17 protein-coding genes are annotated in these 19350 nt (G+C 43.9%); 6 read left to right on the top strand and 11 right to left on the bottom strand.

Annotation, left to right across the window (positions count from 1 at the left end):
• Positions 1 to 621 (bottom strand): L-threonylcarbamoyladenylate synthase, encoded by a 621-nt coding sequence (locus tag ABDD94_RS08265; RefSeq protein ID WP_345948109.1) that lies wholly within the window; start codon positions 619 to 621, stop codon positions 1 to 3.
• A 192-nt stretch (positions 622 to 813) separates the two neighbouring features.
• Here ABDD94_RS08265 and ABDD94_RS08270 point away from each other — a divergent pair, with 192 nt between their 5' ends.
• A complete protein-coding gene (locus tag ABDD94_RS08270; RefSeq protein ID WP_345955456.1) occupies positions 814 to 3123 on the top strand; it encodes a PAS domain S-box protein in 2310 nt (769 codons plus the stop codon).
• Positions 3124 to 3209: 86 nt separating this feature from the next.
• On the opposite strand, the gene ABDD94_RS08275 is transcribed toward ABDD94_RS08270, so the two are convergent.
• Both ABDD94_RS08275 and sucC read right to left on the bottom strand, forming a co-directional pair.
• Positions 3210 to 3743, bottom strand: a complete 534-nt coding sequence (locus tag ABDD94_RS08275; protein WP_345948107.1) for a YceI family protein — start codon at positions 3741 to 3743, stop codon at positions 3210 to 3212.
• A gap of 231 nt (positions 3744 to 3974) precedes the next feature.
• Complete coding sequence (gene sucC / locus ABDD94_RS08280; RefSeq protein WP_345948106.1) at positions 3975 to 5165, bottom strand: ADP-forming succinate--CoA ligase subunit beta; 1191 nt, start codon at positions 5163 to 5165, stop codon at positions 3975 to 3977.
• A 453-nt stretch (positions 5166 to 5618) separates the two neighbouring features.
• Here sucC and ABDD94_RS08285 point away from each other — a divergent pair, with 453 nt between their 5' ends.
• The 4 genes from ABDD94_RS08285 to ABDD94_RS08300 all read left to right on the top strand — a co-directional run bounded on the left by ABDD94_RS08285 (position 5619) and on the right by ABDD94_RS08300 (position 8701).
• Complete coding sequence (locus tag ABDD94_RS08285) at positions 5619 to 6272, top strand: ABC transporter ATP-binding protein (protein WP_345955457.1); 654 nt, start codon at positions 5619 to 5621, stop codon at positions 6270 to 6272.
• Between the two features lie 6 nt (positions 6273 to 6278).
• Positions 6279 to 6587 (top strand): hypothetical protein, encoded by a 309-nt coding sequence (locus ABDD94_RS08290; protein ID WP_345948104.1) that lies wholly within the window; start codon positions 6279 to 6281, stop codon positions 6585 to 6587.
• Positions 6574 to 7173, top strand: coding sequence for an HAD hydrolase-like protein (locus ABDD94_RS08295; protein WP_345948103.1), 600 nt, complete (start codon positions 6574 to 6576; stop codon positions 7171 to 7173). The genes ABDD94_RS08290 and ABDD94_RS08295 overlap by 14 nt, the downstream gene beginning before the upstream one ends.
• A 70-nt stretch (positions 7174 to 7243) precedes the next feature.
• Entirely contained in the window at positions 7244 to 8701 is a 1458-nt protein-coding gene (locus ABDD94_RS08300) for a S41 family peptidase (protein WP_345955458.1), read from the top strand.
• 4 nt (positions 8702 to 8705) lie between these two features.
• Here ABDD94_RS08300 and smc read toward each other — a convergent pair whose 3' ends face one another.
• The gene (gene smc, locus ABDD94_RS08305) at positions 8706 to 12248 is read right to left on the bottom strand and encodes a chromosome segregation protein SMC (protein WP_345948101.1); all 3543 of its coding nucleotides are present in this window, start codon (positions 12246 to 12248) and stop codon (positions 8706 to 8708) included.
• A 145-nt stretch (positions 12249 to 12393) separates the two neighbouring features.
• On the opposite strand from smc, the gene ABDD94_RS08310 reads away from it, so the two are divergent.
• Entirely contained in the window at positions 12394 to 13032 is a 639-nt protein-coding gene (locus tag ABDD94_RS08310) for an NAD(P)-dependent oxidoreductase (protein ID WP_345955459.1), read from the top strand.
• Positions 13033 to 13349: 317 nt separating this feature from the next.
• On the opposite strand, the gene ABDD94_RS08315 is transcribed toward ABDD94_RS08310, so the two are convergent.
• From ABDD94_RS08315 to lpdA, 7 genes are all read right to left on the bottom strand, one after another.
• The gene (locus tag ABDD94_RS08315; protein WP_345955460.1) at positions 13350 to 14135 is read right to left on the bottom strand and encodes a PhzF family phenazine biosynthesis protein; all 786 of its coding nucleotides are present in this window, start codon (positions 14133 to 14135) and stop codon (positions 13350 to 13352) included.
• A gap of 12 nt (positions 14136 to 14147) precedes the next feature.
• The gene (locus tag ABDD94_RS08320) at positions 14148 to 14798 is read right to left on the bottom strand and encodes an ATP-binding cassette domain-containing protein (RefSeq protein ID WP_345955461.1); all 651 of its coding nucleotides are present in this window, start codon (positions 14796 to 14798) and stop codon (positions 14148 to 14150) included.
• Positions 14791 to 15027: a hypothetical protein gene (locus tag ABDD94_RS08325; protein WP_345955462.1), complete on the bottom strand. Its 237-nt coding sequence runs from the start codon at positions 15025 to 15027 to the stop codon at positions 14791 to 14793. The genes ABDD94_RS08320 and ABDD94_RS08325 overlap by 8 nt, the downstream gene beginning before the upstream one ends.
• 150 nt (positions 15028 to 15177) lie before the next feature.
• The gene (nfi, locus tag ABDD94_RS08330) at positions 15178 to 15879 is read right to left on the bottom strand and encodes a deoxyribonuclease V (RefSeq protein ID WP_345955463.1); all 702 of its coding nucleotides are present in this window, start codon (positions 15877 to 15879) and stop codon (positions 15178 to 15180) included.
• A 60-nt stretch (positions 15880 to 15939) separates the two neighbouring features.
• Positions 15940 to 16800, bottom strand: a complete 861-nt coding sequence (locus ABDD94_RS08335; protein ID WP_090466905.1) for an RNA polymerase sigma factor RpoD/SigA — start codon at positions 16798 to 16800, stop codon at positions 15940 to 15942.
• A 175-nt stretch (positions 16801 to 16975) separates the two neighbouring features.
• Positions 16976 to 17866 carry an MBL fold metallo-hydrolase gene (locus tag ABDD94_RS08340; RefSeq protein ID WP_345955464.1) on the bottom strand — a complete coding sequence of 297 codons (891 nt, stop codon included), beginning with the start codon at positions 17864 to 17866 and terminating at the stop codon, positions 16976 to 16978.
• Positions 17867 to 17957: 91 nt separating this feature from the next.
• Positions 17958 to 19349 carry a dihydrolipoyl dehydrogenase gene (lpdA, locus tag ABDD94_RS08345; RefSeq protein WP_345955465.1) on the bottom strand — a complete coding sequence of 464 codons (1392 nt, stop codon included), beginning with the start codon at positions 19347 to 19349 and terminating at the stop codon, positions 17958 to 17960.
• Between the last annotated feature and the right edge of the window lies 1 nt (position 19350).

Below are 19350 nucleotides of genomic sequence, written 5' to 3' on the forward strand. Positions count from 1 at the left end.
TTATAAATAAGCGTCCAAATCACCCTTGCCCTCTCGTATTACTTCAAATTCACCTGAGGTAACATCTACCACGGTTGAGGCTATATTGCCGCCGTAGCCGCCATCAATTACGATATCTACCAAGCTTTCATATTTTTCGTGGATGAGCTCGGGGTCGGTAGAATATTCCACAATATCATCCTCGTCACGTATGGATGTAGATAGGATGGGGTTACCTAATTGCTTCACTATTTCCCTCGCTATAGCGTTATCAGGTATGCGTATACCAACCGTTTTTTTGTTTGAGCTTAATAGCTTGGGTACATTTCCGCTGGCATTCAAAATAAATGTGAACGGGCCTGGCAAAGCTTTTTTCAGTACTCTAAACACCGTGCTATCAATAGGTTTCGTATAATCAGACAGGTTGCTTAAGTCGTAACAAATGAAAGAAAAATTAGCCTTCTCGGGCTTGATGTGTCTGATGCGTGCAATAGCTTCAATTGCTTTATGATTGGTTATATCACAGCCTAAGCCGTAAACGGTATCGGTAGGGTAAATGATGAGTCCGCCCCGGCGCAGTACTTGCACCACCTGCTCAATGGTCTTTGGGTTCGGGTTCTCCGGATAAATTTTTACAAGCATACTTATTTAGCAAATATAACAGCTTATGGTTTGCCCGGTATTTAAACATAATGTAAACATAGTGTATCTTTTTCAGGCAAACTGCGTATGAGGTGAATACATCAGCACCTCAATATCTAATTTTTTTCAGTTACATTCTGTATATCACTATTTTACCACGTACGGACAAAAATATAAGGTAGGTAAGCACATATGAGATTAGGGCCCGGCCGTATAGCCATTATTTATCTGGTTACCTGCAGTGTTTGGATTGCTTTGAGCGACCAGGTGCTATTTCTGTTTCAAGGCACATTGAGTCCGTCTTTAATGTATGCCATAAGTAGCAGTAAAGGAGTTTTTTTTGTTATTGCAACCAGCGGCTTTTTATACCATTTGGTAAAAGTGAACAACCAGCATCTTATTAATACCGAAAACCAATACCGGTTAATGTACGAGGGCAGCCCAACGCCTAAATGGATTTATGATTTACAAACCTTAAAATTTGTTTCCGTAAATCAGGCTGCAATCGATAAGTATGGCTATACACGAGAGCAATTTTTAAGCATGTCTATTCTGGACATCCGGCCGCCTGATGACAAGCAAAAGGTGCTTGAGTCGGCAAAAAGCGTGTCAAACCATTTAAGGCAAACCGTTGGCTGGATACATCAAAAGGCCGATGGTACACCTATACATGTTAATATAATTTCACAGAAAATAAAGTTTAATAATAAACCGCACGTTATTATAACCGCTCAGGACATAACAGAGAAAGTTAATTATGAGCAGGAACTGAAGAAGCTTAATGAAGATTTAAAAGAAGAAAAAAGAAAGCTTAGCGAAACCCAGCAAGTAGCTAAAATAGGTGGATGGGAATTTTATATTTCCGAGAAACACCTGGTTTGGTCTGACGAGATGTACATCATTACGCAAGTTGAGAAAGATGCCGAACTGAATTTATTTGAGCTTTATGAACAACAGATACATCCTGATGATAGGCCGGCTATGACTGCTCAGTTAAATAAGCTGATTAAGACCGGCGAACAACTGGATGTTACGCACCGCATCACCTGGATAACCGGTGAAACCCGCTGGGTAAGGGAATTGGCCCGTTTGGAGCTTAAAGATGGCCTGCCTTATAAAGCCGTTGGATCGGCCCAGGATATTACTGAATTGAAGGAAATGGAGCTTGAGCGTAACCGGTACTTGTTCAGTTTAGAAGATACACTTGATAACATTAATGAAGGCTTTTATGCCCTGAACAAAGATTTGGTTTTTACAAAGGTAAACAAGCGCTTTCAGCTTGAAACTGGTATAAAAGCTGAGGACGTAATTGGTAAAGATATTGTAACGGCTTTTCCAGGCATCGAAAAAAGGATCACTTATCAGCAGTATCAAAAAGTACTGGCGGAGCGGATATCGGTAAAATTTGAAGCCTATTGGCGGCACTTTAAGAAATGGCATGCCGTGCAGGCGTACCCCACAGAGGATGGTATAGCAGTGTATTTCGACGATATCACTGAAAAGAAAGAGAAGGATGCCTTGTTACAGCAAGCCATTTCCCGTTATGAAGCCGTAGCCAAAGCTACCCGCGATGTAATTTACGACTATGATATTTTGCAGGATAAGCTGGTTTTTTATACCGATGTTACTAAGCTCATCAACTGTGCAGATACAGATATAGGGCAGGGTATAAAATGGTGGCGATCACTCATACATCCAGATGATTTGCATCGTGTAGTAAATACGCAGCACGAAGTGATGGCAGCACATGAAACTAACTGGCGGGGCGATTACCGTGTAAGTTGTGGAAAAGGCAATTATAAACACGTGTACTCTCAAGGCTATTATCTATATAACGAACAGCAACAACCGGTACGAGTAATTGGGGCTATAAAGGATGTTGACGAGTTAAAACGTGCTAACGAAGAGAATAAGCGCCTGGCCGAAATTATTACTAAAGTTAACAACATGATTGTGGTAATGGATACTCACCATAATATTACTTGGGTTAACAAAGCATTTGAGGATTATGTAGGTTACAAGCTGGAAGACATAAAGGGTAGATCGGTAAGTTCATTTTTGGGCGGCGAGAAAATTTCAGTTGATATCATTACAGAGATTAAGGCTCGTAAAGAGCGATTGGAAACCTTTTCAATGGACATGTTGCATTACCTGCCCAATGGCAATAAGCAGTGGGTAAACATAGAGTACACACCTTTATTTGATGAATGTGGGACAAATACAGGGTACATTGCCGTACACCAAAATATAACCGACCGCAAACAACGCGAAGAGAAGATTTATTATCAAAACAGGGCACTGCAGGAAGTTTCGTGGTTAAGCTCCCATGAAATACGCAGGCCGGTGGCTTCCATACTGGGCCTGGCTTACCTGGCTAAAGATGCGCAGAGCCGTGACGAAGAAAAGCAGATTATTGATATGATTAACCGTTGTGCCGAGGAATTGGATGGTATAGTGCATAACATCAGCAATAAAATTAATGAGGAGCTTTTTGGGGGGTAGGTTGAACAGACTTTTTGCCAAGCACACAAAATAAAGGCCCGCTATGCAATTAAGCATAGCGGGCCTTTTTATAAAAAAACTACTGATTAAGCTTGTTTAGTAAATTGAGCGTTGATAATCAGTTTTACTTCCTCACCAACAACTATAGAGCCGGCTTCGGTAATACCTTCCCAGGTTAAGCCAAACTCTTTACGGTTAATTTTACCGGTAATTTCAAAGCCGGCTTTGGTTTGTCCGTAAAAATCAGCAGCCGAACCGCCAAACTCTACATCTAAAGTAACTGGTTTAGTTACACCTTTAATAGTCAGGTTGCCTTCCAATTTATAATCCTCGTCGCTTACTTTCTTTAATGAAGTAGATTTGAAACTAATTTTTGGATAAGTAGCCGCATCAAAAAATTCAGCCGATTTCAAGTGCTGATCGCGTGCTTCCTGGGTGGTATCAATGCTGTCAATATCCAGCGAAAAATCAATCTCCGAGTCCTGAAAATCTTCGCTCTCGGTAATAACTTCGCCCTCAAACTTACGGAACGAACCCGTTACAGTTGAAATTACCAGGTGTTTAACCTTAAATTGTACTTCTGAATGCAGTGGGTCCATAACCCATTTTGTAGTTGCCATAGCTTTATGATGTTAAATGATTTCAGTGTAAATATAACGTATGTTTAAACATGTATTTGTTTGCGCCGTTACTTAATGATACAAAGAAGCACAGATTTTTGTGTTACGCACTTGATATTTGTCAATAAATAACAATAAACTCAACAAATAAAAAAGGGGTTAAAAAGAAAGCCCCATCTTTTTTAGATAGGGCTTTCCTGTATTATATCTTCTTTCTAGAAGATGAAATGCTTATGCTAAAACTTCTTTAACTTTTTCAGCAGCCTCTTTCAGCAAAATAGCCGAGAAAACTTTTAAGCCTGAATTATCAATCAGTTCTTTAGCTTCTGCAGCATTGGTGCCTTGCAAACGAACAATGATTGGCACAGGTATGTTACCAATTTCCTGGTAAGCATCAATTACTCCTTGTGCAACACGGTCGCAACGTACAATACCACCAAAAATATTAATCAGGATGGCTTTAACTTTAGGATCGCTCAGGATGATGTTAAAACCAGCTTTAACGGTTTGTGCATTGGCAGTACCGCCTACGTCCAAAAAGTTAGCAGGCTCGCCACCGGCAATCTTAATAATATCCATAGTGGCCATCGCTAAACCGGCACCGTTAACCATACAACCTACGTTACCATCTAATTTAACATAGTTAAGGTTAGAGTGGCTTGCCTCAACCTCAGTAGGGTCTTCCTCGTTGGTATCGCGCAGGGCAGCATAATCAGCATGGCGGTATAAAGCGTTATCATCCAGGTTTACTTTAGCATCAACTGCTAAAATTTTATTGTCGGATGTTTTTAATACCGGGTTAATTTCAAATTGTGAAGAGTCGGTAGCATCATAAGCTTTGTACAAAGCGGCAATGAATTTTACCATATCTTTAAAAGCATCGCCTGATAAGCCCAGGTTAAAGGCAATTTTACGTGCCTGGAAACCTTGTAAACCTACTTTCGGGTCAATCTCTTCTTTGTGTATCAGGTGAGGAGTGCTGTGTGCTACTTCCTCAATGTCCATACCACCTTCGGTTGAGTACATGATAATGTTGCGGCCTTTAGCACGATCTAACAATACGCTCATGTAAAACTCCTTAGTTTCGCTATCACCAGGATAATATACATCTTGTGCAACAAGCACCTTGTGTACTTTTTTACCTTCCGGACCAGTTTGCGGGGTAACCAGTTGCATGCCTAAAATGGCGCCTGCTTTTTCTTTTACCTCATCCAGGTTTTTGGCCAGTTTAACACCACCGCCTTTACCACGGCCGCCGGCATGTATCTGGGCTTTAACAACCACCCAGCTCGAGCCGAAATCTTCTTTCATTTTTTGGGCCGCCTCAACAGCTTGTTCCACAGTATCGGCTACAATGCCTTCCTGTACCCTTACGCCAAAACTTTTTAGTATGGCCTTACCCTGATATTCGTGAATATTCATGTCTTTGTGAAGAATTTGCGGTAAATCTACAATTTCAGTTGGAGTTATGAAATTAGAAAGCAGATTTTGTGTAGAAAAGGAGGTAGTATGCGATAGAGCCAAGAACCAAGAAAATGTAGCCTGCCCATAATGAACAGGAAACAAGAGCCAGACCAAACAGCCAGCCTGGAATCTCAACCGATAATGAGCGGTTGTTTAGATTAGCCTTATTATTGCTTTATAAGGCTTCTTCATAGCACTCATTATAGTTTATCTTACTACTGATTCTATACTCCTAACGTTCTAACAATGGCGTTCCTGTGGGGCTTGGCTATCGGCTAATACGCCTCCTGACCTTAGCCAAATGGCAGGTACCCGCTGCTATCCCTAACGCGGCTTGTTGTCTAAAATTTAAAGGTTTTATCGTTGATCTTGCTTCTTGGCTCTTGGTTCTGATTTCCATATCTTTGTATTATGCTAAAAGCACTGGGTATCCAAAAAAACTATGGCAAGCTTCATATTCTTAAAGGGGTTAACCTTGAGGTACAGCAGGGAGAAATTGTAACCATTGTAGGCGCCTCGGGTGCAGGTAAAAGCTCTCTGCTCAATATTATAGGCACGCTGGATCAGCCCGATGCCGGTCAGCTATTTTTAGATGATTTGGAAATCAGTAAGCTTAATAACAAGCAGCTTAGTCATTTCCGCAATACTCAAATCGGTTTTATTTTTCAGTTTCACCACTTACTCGCCGAATTTAATGCACTTGAGAATGTGTGTATACCAGCATTTATTGCTGGTGTAAGCAAAGCAGAGGCGCAGAAAAGAGCGGCTACTTTGTTAGATAAGCTGGGTTTGAGCAGCCGGGTCTACCATAAACCCAACCAGCTATCAGGTGGCGAGCAGCAAAGGGTTGCCGTAGCCCGGGCGCTCATTAATAAACCGGCCATGATATTGGCCGACGAACCATCGGGCAACCTCGACTCGGCCACCGCGCGCGATTTGCACCAGTTGTTTATAGACCTGCGGAACGAGTCTAACCAAACATTCATCATAGTGACACACAACGAGGATCTGGCCAACCTGTCGGACCGTAAAGTGCTTATGAAAGACGGCTTAATTGTACAATAAATCATCGTGTATACTTTAATAACAGCAGCAAGTTCGGGCAAAGCCTATCAGCTTAAAAATCAATTGCAAACCAGCAACGTACTACTGGGCGATTATTTAGACCTGCCCGAGGTGATGCTCAAAGCTGGCAAAATGATAAAGTTGCCTAACCCGCAGGCCGAAACCTATCCGCATTTAATGCTCACCTTGTGTTTGGACCATCAAGTTGATACAGTATATCTGCTGCACAGGGAAGAGGCCGCGCCTCTGACCGAAGCTGAATTGCTGTTTAATGAATACGGTATAAAATTGATTGCCGCGCATGATGAAGTATAGCGATATAGACCCGCGTATTAACGCTTTTATATTTGAGCTGGATAATGTGTTATTTCCAGAAAAGGATTACCTGTACCAGGTTTACTACCTGTTTGCCGGTTACCTGGAATATACAGAACTGCTGGATGCCAACGCCTTGGTAAGCCTCATGGTACGCACCTATGAAAAGGAGGGAGCATCAGCGGTGTTCAATACCTTGCAAAGCCGCTTTAAGCTGGATGAAAAATACCGCTTTAATTTTGAGCACCTTCACAAAACTGCACAGCTGCCGCTAAAGCTGTTAATTTACCCCGAGATGCTGACCCTGCTGCAAGATATTGTAGTTGATCGCAAGCAACTGTTTATTGTAACCAATGGCAACCCGCAGCAGCAGCTCAACAAAATTAAGCATACCGACTGGCAGGGTCTCGAAAAATACCTTACCTGCTACTTTGCCAACGAGCTTACACCTAAACCGGAGCCCGATATGATACATCTATTGTTAGATAAACACCAGCTGCAACGCCGCGAAACCTTAATGATAGGTGTTGCCGAGGCTGATTTACTGTGTGCGGAGGCTTGCGGAATTGAATTTATACAACTGTAAAGTTTATACGTGTTGCGGTTTATAATATATTGTATACTTGCACGTTATACCCAAGATTAACTTATTATAAATGAAGAAATATTTACTTCCCTTACTTTTCCTGGCCGTTGCATTCAGCTCTTGTAAAAAAGATAAGAAGGATGACGATCTGCGTGAGATAGCGTATGATTTTGCTAAAGATGTTTACTTATGGAACGATGCCTTGCCCAGTAAAGAGGCATTTAACCCAACCCGTTTTTCCGGAGGATCCGACCTGGCCAACTTGCAGGCTGAAATTGATGCGTTTTCGCAAATCAAGATCAACTCTACTACAGGAAAGCCGTATGAATATGACCCTAATTACATTGGTACAGCTAAATATTCTTACATTGATAATGGGCAAGCCGCTGCGGCCGTTGGTGGTGTAGGTGGCGATTTTGGTTTTGGGTTGTCGTTAATAAGCCAGTCTCCGGTTGATATCAGGGTGCGTTATGTGTATCCAAATTCATCAGCGGCCACACAGGGACTTGCACGGGGCTATAAAGTTACCGCTGTAAACGATGTAGTCGTTACCGCGTCGGGTATCGCCGCCATTAACCAGGCACTGGGGGCCAACTCTATAAAGCTAAGTGGTACCCGTAATGATGGAACAACATTTACAGCTACGGTTACCAGGGGGAGCTACACCGTAAATCCTGTTATTAAGGCTACTACCATAACCAGTGCAACTGGTAAAAAAGTGGGTTATTTTGCCTTTAGCCGGTTTACCGTAATAAGTAATGCCCAGGCAAAAATTGATGAAGCGTTTAGCAAGTTTGCCAGTGATAACATTGAAGAGCTGGTTGTAGATTTACGCTACAATGGTGGTGGTGCAGTTGAAACCTCGGAGTACCTGGCTAACTATATGGTGCCGGCGGCCAAAAATAACACCCTAATGTTTACCGAAACTTATAATGCCAATATGCAGGCGGGTAATCACCCGTACTTATCGAGCAAGTATGATGTAAAGGCAGGTGAATTTAAAAAGGAGAACAATTCTTACAACTTCTCTAAAAAAGGAAATCTAGAATTGAAGCGTGTTATCTTCTTGGTGACAGATAACACGGCATCGGCAAGTGAATTGCTAATTAACAACCTGAAACCTGTACTGCCCCAGGGCGTAAAGCTTATAGGACAAACCACTTATGGCAAACCAGTAGGCTTTTTTGGGCTTGATGTGGGCGATTACGATATGTACCTGGCCGAATTTGAAAGCCGTAATGCAGAAGGCAAGGCAGATTTTTACCAGGGTATGATTCCTGGTGGCAATTTTGAAGGCGCTTTAGTAGATGACGATGTAACGCATGACTTTGGCGACCGCAATGAAACCATGTTGAAAGTAGCACTTAATTATATTGATAAGGGTAACTATACAGTTGTTGGTTTTAGAACCCAAAGCATAAACGGTGCAGATAAAGCTGCGTTAGACAGAGCAAACCAAAAGCTTGATGTTAACCCGGAATTTAAAGGCGCAATACATACGCGCAATATAAAACAGTTGAATCATTAAAATATTAATCGGCCAGTTGGCGTAAGTCAACCGGTACTACACGGGAAATTCCCTGCTCAACCATAGTCACACCGTACACAATATCGGTGCTGGCTATGGTTCTTTTATTATGTGATACAATGATGAATTGCGAGCTCGACGAAAACTTGCGGATGATGTTATTAAACTTATCAATATTGGTATCATCAAGCGGTGCATCCACCTCATCAAAAATACAAAAGGGGGCGGGTTTTAACAGGTAAAGCGAGAACAGTATGGCCGTAGCCGTCAGCGTTTTCTCACCACCCGACAGTTGGTTGATAGATAGCGGCCGCTTGCCTTTTGGCTTGGCAATAATATCAATATCCGACTCCAGCGGTCGCTCAGGATCGGTCAGTACCAGGTCGCAGGAGTCTTCCTCGTTAAACAGGGAGCGGAATACCTTTATAAAGTTTTCGCGCACCATAATGAACGCATGCATGAACTTTTCGCGCGCGGTGTCGTCAATCTCCTTAATGGTCGACATTAACGAAGCCTTGGCCTCTTCCAAATCCTTTTTTTGCGATTGGATGAACTCATAACGCTCATTCATTTCCTTAAAGGCTTCCAGTGCCATGGGGTTAATGGCGCCAAATTCGTCTAACTGTCTCTTCAGTTTTTCGGTGCGTTCGCGCAAATCTTGTTCGTTTTCTTCGGCCGGTATCTCGGTTTCGAGCAGGTCGGCAATTTCAATATTAAACTCCACCGAAAGGCGTTCTTTCAGGGCGTTCAATTCCAGTTTTAAACTATTGCGTTTTTCGCGCAGCTCGTTCTCAATTACATCGGCCTGGTCTTTTTGGCGGCGTAACTGTGTTATTTCGTTTTCTGTTTCGTTAATCTGTCCACGTGAAGTATAATATTCTTCTTCAGCAGCTTTGGTAGCCTTTTCCAGCTCCTCGCGCTGGGTGTACATGTCCAGCAATTCATCGTCCGAGAAGTCGGTGTGCTGTAAAACGTCAAGCAAGGCCACCTGTACCTTTTCCATTTCTGTGGTATTAGTCTGCAAACGAGCCTCCAAACTATCTAGCTGGCTTTCGCGGTATTCGAGGTCCTTTACCAAGCCCGATACCTTGTTTTGCTGCTGGTGAAAGCGGATATTCTCCTGATTATAGGCGTTGCTTTGTACTGTAGTGTATTCGTTCAGCTCGTTAAATGCCTGCTGTTTATCAAGCAGCAAATCGCTTTGTATCTCTTTTTGCGTTTTTAGCTCGGCTAACTGTGGTTTAAGCTTTAATTCATCGTCCTGTATGGTGCGAATTTTTTGCGCAATATCTTCTTTACGGTTGCGGCTGTTGGTTATAAAAGTTTGATACTGCTCGCGCCGGGTAGTAACCGTTACCAGTTCTGTATGCAGGCGGTTAAGTTCTTGCTGCTTTTGCTGTATCTCGGTAGCTTTGCCCGATGCTTTTAAGGCTGTCAGTTTACTTTGCAAAGTTTCCTGCTCAGCTTTGTAAGCTCCAATTTGCTGCTCGGTCTGGCGAATTTCTTTTGCCAGATTTTCCAGGTTTTTGGCCCGGCCAATACGTTTGCCCTCAAACAAGCCCACCGAACCACCCGCCATACTTAAAACCGATTTGCTGAATCGGCCGCTTTTGCCCAGCAATACAATGCCTTGTTGTACAGGCGAGGCGTTCAGGTCATTGTCGCTGGCATCATTAACCAGATAGACGTTACGCAACAGATAATTACACAGCGGACGGTAACGAGGCTCCACCTCAATTACGCTGAGGGCCGGCATCCACTCGGCATTGGCCGGCTGGGTGGAAACATCCGGTATAGCCGCATAATGGTTCAAGATAAAGAACTGCGCCCTGCCGCGCGAAGCATTGCGGAGCAGATTAATGGCTTTAATGGCATTGTCATAATCTTCTACCACAAAGTAGTTCATCAGTGGCTCCAGGTAGTTCTCAATGGCAATACGGTACTCTTCGCGGCAAAACAGGATATCACTAAAGAGGGTAATGTGCCTGGCCCAGTCGGCATGCTTTTTCAAAAAACGTATCGACTCGGGGAAACCTTCCAGGTTATCAACCATACTTTTGGTAAGGTTGTACTCGTTTTGTTTGGCATCCAGTTGACGGCTTTGCTGCGCTATTTTGTCTTTTAGCTGGTTAATGCCAGCGTCGGTTTCTTTTATTTGTTCCTGTAACTGGTTCTCAAACTCAACAGCGGCTTTATGTTCACCCTCGGCAGTTTCGGTACGGTATTCCAGTTCGGCCACCAGTTGGTTAAAGTGCGAAAGCTCCACCTCACGGCTGGCCGTATCTTCCATGTTGCGCTGGCTTTCCTGCTCCAGCGCCTGTTGCTGTATGCGTAAAATGTCCAGGTCTTTTTCGGCCTGATAAATTTGGTTTTGCAGCCGGTTGTTAATGCTGGTCAGCTCATTCAGCTCACTACGTAACGCTGTTTGTTCATCACGTAGTTCATCAACGGCCTGTTTAAGATCGGCCAATTTGCCACTTACGGTTTCCAGGTTTTCTTCTTCCTGCAGCTTTTCCTCGTTGAGGCGTTTAATGTTGTACAGTACGTGGTTCAACTGGTTACGGTCGCGTTCCAACTCTTCCTTAAGGCGTGTTTCCTTATCGCGCTGAAACTTGAGCTGCTCGTTCTTTATCTTCTTCTCGCTCTCGTAAGCCCGTATCTTGCCAATAAACTCGTTGGTGGTTTTTTGCTGTAACGACAAATTCTTTTCGCGGGTCAGGTTATCCAGCTTTTGTTGCTGCAGGGCGGCTTCCAGCGTGTCAATCTTGGTAGTAATGCCCGATCGTCCCTCGCGGTGCTTTTGCTCCTGCTCCTCAATGCGCTGTAAGGATTCGCTGAAAGACACAATACGAAACGAAGCCAGCATAATGCTGAGCGATTTGTATTGCTCCTTTAAACGATAAAACCGTTCAGTTTTCTTGGCCTGATTTTCCAGCGTTTTCAGGTTCTTTTCAATCTCGAAAAGCAAATCCCGCACACGTTCCAGATCAGCCTCGGTATCTTTTAATTTGTTGAAAGTCTGTTTTTTACGAAGCTTGTATTTAGATATACCCGAAGCCTCCTCAAACAAGTTACGGCGTGAGCCTTCCTTGTTGGTAATGATCTCGTCTATCATTTTTAACTCAATGATAGAATAGGAGTCGGAGCCAATACCTGTATCCAGAAACAGGTCGGTAATGTCTTTCAGGCGGCACTGTACATCGTTCAAACGATACTCGCTTTCGCCGGTTCGGTACAGCTTTCGCGTTAGTGTAACTTGCGAAAATTCGGTAGGCAGTACATTCTTGGTGTTGTCGAAAGTTAAGGATACCTCGGCCAGGTTGGCGGGCTTACGGCTTTTGGTACCGTTAAAGATGATGTTCTCCATCTTTTCAGACCGTAGCGCACGCGTACTCTGCTCACCCAAAACCCAGCGAATAGAATCGACCACGTTAGATTTACCGCAGCCGTTAGGGCCTACAATGGCCGTAACACCTTCGTTAAAGTTTATCGTAATCTTATCGCCAAAGCTTTTAAAGCCTTTAACTTCTAATTTAGTTAACTGCATGTATCTGCAACCGTACCTGTCAATAGTTTAAATACCAAATTTACGAAAAAATTAGCTTTTTAGTACAGCGCTAAAGCGGCTTAAAGCACGCGCGGCAAACATTTAACAGTAGATACGTTTTATAATACTATTAAACATTCCGATCATGAAAATTGCAGTATTTGGCGCAAGCGGTAAGATAGGCAGCCGCATAGTTAATGAGGCTTTAAGCCGCGGGCATTACGTTACAGCGGTGGTACGCCACCCCGAAAATTACAACCCCGATAAACTGAATCTCAAGGTGTCCAAAGGCGATCTCTTCGACTCACAGGAGGTAGAAACCGGAGCATTCGATCATGATGTGGTAGTAAGCGCTTACAATAATACACATGGCGCACCGGCATCAACCATATACGAGGTGGTAGTACCGCTTTTAAACGGTGTACGGCAAGCGGGTGTTAAACGCCTTATTATTGTAGGCGGTGCCGGTAGCTTAGAAGTCGCACCCGGTGTACAACTAGTTGACACGCCCGATTTTCCGGAAGCGTACAAGGCTGCGGCATTAGCTCACCGCGAGGCCTTAAAGCTGTACCAGCAGGAACAGGAGGTAGAATGGACCTATGTTAGCCCAGCTGCCGAGATTGCACCCGGTGAGCGTACCGGTGCCTTTAAAACAGCTACCAATCAGTTAATTGTTGACCAACAGGGCCGCAGCTTCATCTCGATGGAAGATTATGCTGTTGCCATAGTTGACGAGATAGAGCAATCCAAACACATTAGGGAACGGTTTACAGTAGGGTATTAATTAAAGATTTAGTTAGGAAGGACTATGTGAAAAAGGACAAATGATTTAGTTTGTTAAAGATTTAGCGGGCTAAGTGGTTTTCGACAGGCTCAGGTTATTTAAGGAGGCTGCTGTTAAGAGGATTGTCATTATCGTCGAGCATTTGTACCAACAAATTACTTTTAAAGCCCGTAAGCTTACCGCTTATTTTGTAGGCTTGGGCTTGAGCATTACCGATAGCCAGCGTTGCTAATACACTAAAAAGTAGTAGTTTTTCATTTCAATAAATAAAAACTTGGTGCTATTTCGCTGAGTCGTTCTTCACTTAGTCTTTCGTCCTAAATGTAAATTTCGCCTTTTAAATAAGTAACTGCCTTTCCGCTCATTAGTACACGGTCGCCTTTGTGCTCGCACCACAGCTCGCCTTTGCGGGCCGATAGCTGGTAGGCATGCAGTTGGGTTTTGCCCAGTTTGTCGGCCCAGTAAGGTATAAGGTTGCAATGCGCCGATCCGGTAACCGGGTCTTCGGGCACACCCGCAGCAGGGGCAAAAAAGCGCGATACAAAATCAACATCCTTGCCAGGTGCGGTAATAATTATACCAATAGCATCTACTTTGGCCAGGGCAAAATGGTTAGGCTCCATGTCGAGTATATCCTGCTCGTTCTCGTAAATCAAAAAATAATCACGTGAGCGAAGCACCTGAACGGGCATTTTGTTATTCAATCCTTCCAGTAAACCATCAGGTATTTCGGCCGGGTAGGGTGGGCGCGATGGGAAGTCGAGCGTGTAGCGGTCGTCGTTTCGGGTTACCATGAGGGTGCCTGCTTTTTCGGTACTGAAGTGTACGGTCGCTTCGGCGTAACCCAACTCAGTATAAATAATATGTGCGGTAGCTAAGGTGGCATGGCCGCAAAGGTCAATCTCCAGCTCTGGTGTGAACCAGCGCAGGTGGAAGCCTTGGGCTGTTTTTACAAAAAATGCAGTCTCGGCCAAGTTGTTCTCAGCCGCAATCTTTTGCATTTGTGCATCGGGTAGCCACTCCGTTAAAGGGCATACAGCGGCTGGGTTACCGCCAAACAGCTGGTCGGTAAATGCATCGGCCTGGTATATGGGGATAGTCATGGTTTAGCGGTATTACTTACCGCTAAGATAACCGTATGTAATTAACTCGTCTGCATTTTCGATTAATTTTGTGGCACCATTGGCAAGCAGTACTATCTTGTCACTTACTTCCAATATATTGTAGTATTGATGATCGGTTATGATAAAGCCTTTATGAGCTTTACGTTTGCGGATAATGGCTTTGAGCTCCTCGGCCTGTATGGGCGATACATGGGTAAATGGCTCATCGAGCAATATGTAATTGGCTTTGCTGTATAAGATCATCAGTGTTTCCAGCTTACGCAATTCGCCGCCCGACAGCTGGCCAGGCTTTTTATCGTAAAAATGCTGGTAAAGGTCGTATGCTGTAAACTCGTGCCAAGCCTCATCGTCAACCAACAAACGGGCCGATTGCTGTATGCTTAAATGACTGGGCAGGTAATTATGCTGAGGCAGATAAGCAATATGGTTACCCACGTAGCCTTTTGCAACGGGCTTGCCGTTTATGCTGATATACTTGTACGAGGGGTTAAGTGTACCAAAAATTATCCTCAGCAAGCTCGATTTGCCACTGCCATTACGGCCCAGTAAACCGGTTACCTCGCCAGCTTTACAGTCAATATAAATATCCTGTAGTATTTTACGGTTACTAAATTCCAGGTAAACACTATCAGCCTTAAGCATACATGTTATGGATAAATATGCTTAAGCAGGCCAATAGTGAATACAAACAAAAATCGGGAATACATGAGTATAGATACAAGCGCCGCATAGATATGCCTGCATTGCGGTAATAAAAATACTCGCGCTGATGAAAGTAATGCTGATAGAACACGAAACCTACATAGCCCATCATTTTTAGCGGTAAAGCGAGTATAAAAGCAATAGCTCCCTGACTAAGCAGTAGATACAAACTTAGTCCGGAAAAAAATAAATGGTAATACAAAAAGGCTTATAGAACTGGAATAGCAGCGTACGTGTTTTTTGCATAGCTGGCGCAATGATTCAGGTTAAGTTAATGAAACTGCGTTTTGCGTGGTTTATTGTAAGCAGCTGAAGGAATTTAAAACATAGACAGCTGCGAATGCTCGCCTGGCCCGTTCTCTACCCGAATTTTGTTCACCAATATATGTGCCTGCCGGGTGGGTTCGGGTATACGGTAGCCCTTGATGCAGTGTTTAATAATCTGTACGCTTTGCTCCATGCTTACACGGTGGCCTGGGGAAACAAAGATGGGATTACAGTTGCGTTTGCTGCGGATAGCCATGCCAATAACTTCCTCGCGGTGGTACATCGGGCTTTGCGCAAAAGGCTCATTGGCAGGGTCATCGTAGCGGCCAAACAAGCGGCTTTTGGCGCTGCCGATGGTAGGCGTGTCGGTTATCACACCAAAGTGCGAAGCAATGCCCATACGGCGGCGGTGTGCAATGCCTTGTCCGTCGAGCACCAATAGGTCGGGTTTGGTTTCCAGTTTGTTCCAGGCTTCCAGCAGGGCCGGCACTTCGCGAAAGGCCAGCAGGCCTGATATGTAAGGAAACGTAGTTCGGCTAATGGCTGATGAGTGCCCGATAATCTCCATCTCCGGATATTTAAGCAACACAATACCGGCATACACTACTTCTGAATATTTGTTAAAGGAGATATCAGAACCGGCTATGATACGGATCGCTTTATCCAACGGCTCAATCCTGATCTTTTGCCTTAGCTCTTGCTGTAAGGCTATAGCCTGTTCGGGCGTTAGTTGCTCATATTGTGTTGGTAGCATGCCTATATAACAAAAAAGCCCTCCCGATGTGTCGGGAGGGCTTCATATGCAGTAGTAGGATTAACCTAAATACGATTTTAAGATTTTGCTTCGCGATGTATGGCGCAAGCGTTGTAAAGCTTTGTCTTTAATCTGACGTACACGTTCGCGGGTCAGGTTAAATTTCTCACCAATCTCTTCAAGAGACAGGGGATGGTTGGTGCCTAAGCCAAAGAACAATACGATGATCTCGCGCTCACGCTCTGTTAAAGTTGACAGTGAACGTTTAATCTCTTCAGACAACGATTCGTTGATGAGGATAGAGTCGGTATTAGGCTCCTGGTTTTCCAGTACGTCTAACAACGTATTTTCTTCACCTTGTACAAACGGCGCATCCATAGATACATGGCGGCCGGAGTTGCTCAGCGTGTCTGATATTTTATCAACCGTCGTTTCCAGGATGTCCGCTAGTTCTTCAGGAGACGGCTCGCGCTCATATTCTTGCTCGAGTTTAGAGAACGCCTTGCTAATTTTACTTAATGAGCCTACCTGGTTTAATGGCAGACGTACAATACGTGATTGCTCAGCAATGGCCTGCAAAATGGATTGACGGATCCACCAAACGGCGTATGATATAAATTTAAAACCCTTGGTTTCGTCGAAACGTTTGGCCGCTTTAATCAAACCCAGGTTACCCTCATTAATCAAATCGCCCAGGGTAAGGCCTTGGTTCTGGTATTGCTTAGCAACCGATACCACGAAACGTAAGTTGGTTTTAGTTAAGCGTTCTAAGGCGGCCTGGTCGCCTTCGCGTATTTTTTGGGCTAATATTACTTCTTCCTCGGCAGTTATCAGGTCAACCTTACCAATTTCGTGCAGATATTTGTCAAGCGATTGTGACTCACGGTTGGTAATGGATTGGGTTATTTTGAGTTGTCTCATCTACGTTATTACCTCGATTCTTGTTTTAGAATTGAACGTGCAAAGGTATAAATTTGTTACTGAATATCCTTATTGTATTTGATAATTACAATATAATTATTTATACAAATTCACTTTCACACGCAATTGTTTGCATTTATTGCCACATCAATTGTACCAAACACTTGATTTTGAATTAAATGTCTGTCAATTTAAAAACATCTTTTACACGTATGCCTTTTTCTGTTTGCTGCAATGTGCAGCATTCATTAAGTGCGTCATGCTCAAAAAACAGGACATAATCATTGTCCAGCGCCTGCTGTAAGTAAGCACGTTTTTCATCCATGGCTTGTAAGGGAAACGTGTCATAAGCAGCTACGTAAGCAATAGGCAAGTGGCCAACAGTGGGAAACAGATCGGCCACGTAAAGTATTTTTTTGCCTTTATACTGCAACAATGGCAGCATCATGGCCTGCGTATGGCCCGATACAAAGAATACCTGCATGTTGGCAGTAAAAGATTCGCCCTCTTGTACGTCTACAAACTTTAGCTGGCCGCTTTCCTGTAGGGGTATAATGTTTTCAGTTAAGAAGGATGCCTTCTCACGAACGTTGGGGTTAACTGTAGCCCAGTCCCAATGCTTTTGGTTACTCCAATAGATAGCTTTTGGAAAGGCCAGAACCAGTTGCCCGCCTTCTTTTGCTACCGCACCACCCACATGATCTACATGTAAGTGCGTTAGAAATACGTCTGTAATATCAGCCGGGGTAAAGCCGTGTTGCGCTAAAGATTTTTCCAGCGTATCATCACCGTGCAGGTGGTAGTAAGGCAAAACTTTTTCGCTGAGCTTATTGCCTATGCCGGTGTCAATCAAAATCAGTCGGTCGCCGTCCTGCAGCAGTAGGCAGCGCATGGCCAGGGTGCACAGGTTATTTTCATCGGCCGGGTTGGTTTTGCTCCATATAGCCTTAGGCACTACACCAAACATGGCTCCGCCATCCAATTTAAAAAGCCCGGCGTTAATGGAAAATAGTTTTGCCTCCCAGCTTCCTGAAGGGGAAGCAGAAGATTGACGATTGATGATCATATATAAGTATCAAGCCCTCCTGATACGAAGAACAGAAGGGCTTAAAATGTGTTTGGTTATTTTCGTACTCCGCCTTTTAAGCGGCTGGTGATTATAAATGGATCACTTCGCCATACGCATCAGCAGCAGCTTCCATTACAGCCTCGCTCATGGTAGGGTGAGGGTGCACCGATTTAATAATTTCATGACCGGTTGTTTCCAACTTGCGTGCAGTTACAACCTCGGCAATCATTTCGGTTACGTTGTAGCCAATCATATGCGCGCCTAAGAACTCGCCGTATTTGGCATCAAATATTACTTTAACAAAACCGTCTTTTGCACCTGCAGCACTGGCCTTGCCTGATGCTGAGAATGGAAAACGACCAATTTTAACTTCGTATCCGGCTTCGCGGGCCGCTTTTTCGGTATAACCTACTGAAGCAATCTCCGGAGAGCAGTAAGTACAGCCCGGAATGTTATTGTAATTTAACGGCTCCACATGCTGACCGGCAATTTTCTCAACGCAGATGATACCTTCGGCCGATGCTACGTGTGCAAGCGCCTGGCCTTTAACGATGTCACCTATGGCGTAAATGCCTTCAACGTTGGTTTTGTAAAAATCATCAACCAGTACTTTGCCTTTGTCGAATTTAACACCAGCTTCTTCAAGGCCTATACCTTCCAGGTTGGTAGCAATACCAACAGCCGAAAGTACGATCTCAGCTTCAAGCGTTTCAACACCTTTAGCGGTTTTAACGCTTACCTTGCACAAATCGCCTTTGGTATCAACCGATTCAACAGTTGAGCCGGTCATGATGTTGATACCTTGTTTTTTTAATGAACGAGCCAGTTGTTTTGAGATTTCTTCGTCTTCAACAGGTACAATGTTATCCAGATATTCTACTACAGTTACCTTGGTACCCATAGCATTGTAGAAATAAGCAAACTCAATACCTATAGCGCCCGAACCTACCACTACTATGGATTGTGGTTTTTTAGGCAACACCATAGCCTGACGGTAACCTATAATTTTTTTACCATCCTGCGGCAGGTTAGGCAACTCGCGCGAGCGGCCGCCGGTAGCCAATATAATGTGTTTAGCTGTATGCTCGGCAACGGCACCATCGGCAGCTTTAACCTCAACGGCGCCTTTGCCTTTGAGTTTGCCGAAGCCCATAATTACATCAATCTTGTTCTTCTTCATCAAGAACTGAACACCTTTGCTCATGCCATCGGCTACGCCACGGCTGCGTTTTACAACCGCGTCAAAATCAGGTTCGCCTTTTACGTCTACATTAATACCGTAATCGGCCGCATGGTTTATGTATTCAAACACCTGGGCGCTCTTTAATAAAGCTTTGGTTGGTATACAGCCCCAGTTAAGGCATATACCACCTAATGATTCTTTTTCAACGATGGCTGTTTTTAAACCCAGCTGTGAAGCGCGTATAGCTGCTACATATCCACCAGGACCAGATCCGACAACAATTAAATCGTAGTTCATT

The organism is Mucilaginibacter sp. PAMB04168 (assembly GCF_039634365.2).
Classification (GTDB): domain Bacteria; phylum Bacteroidota; class Bacteroidia; order Sphingobacteriales; family Sphingobacteriaceae; genus Mucilaginibacter.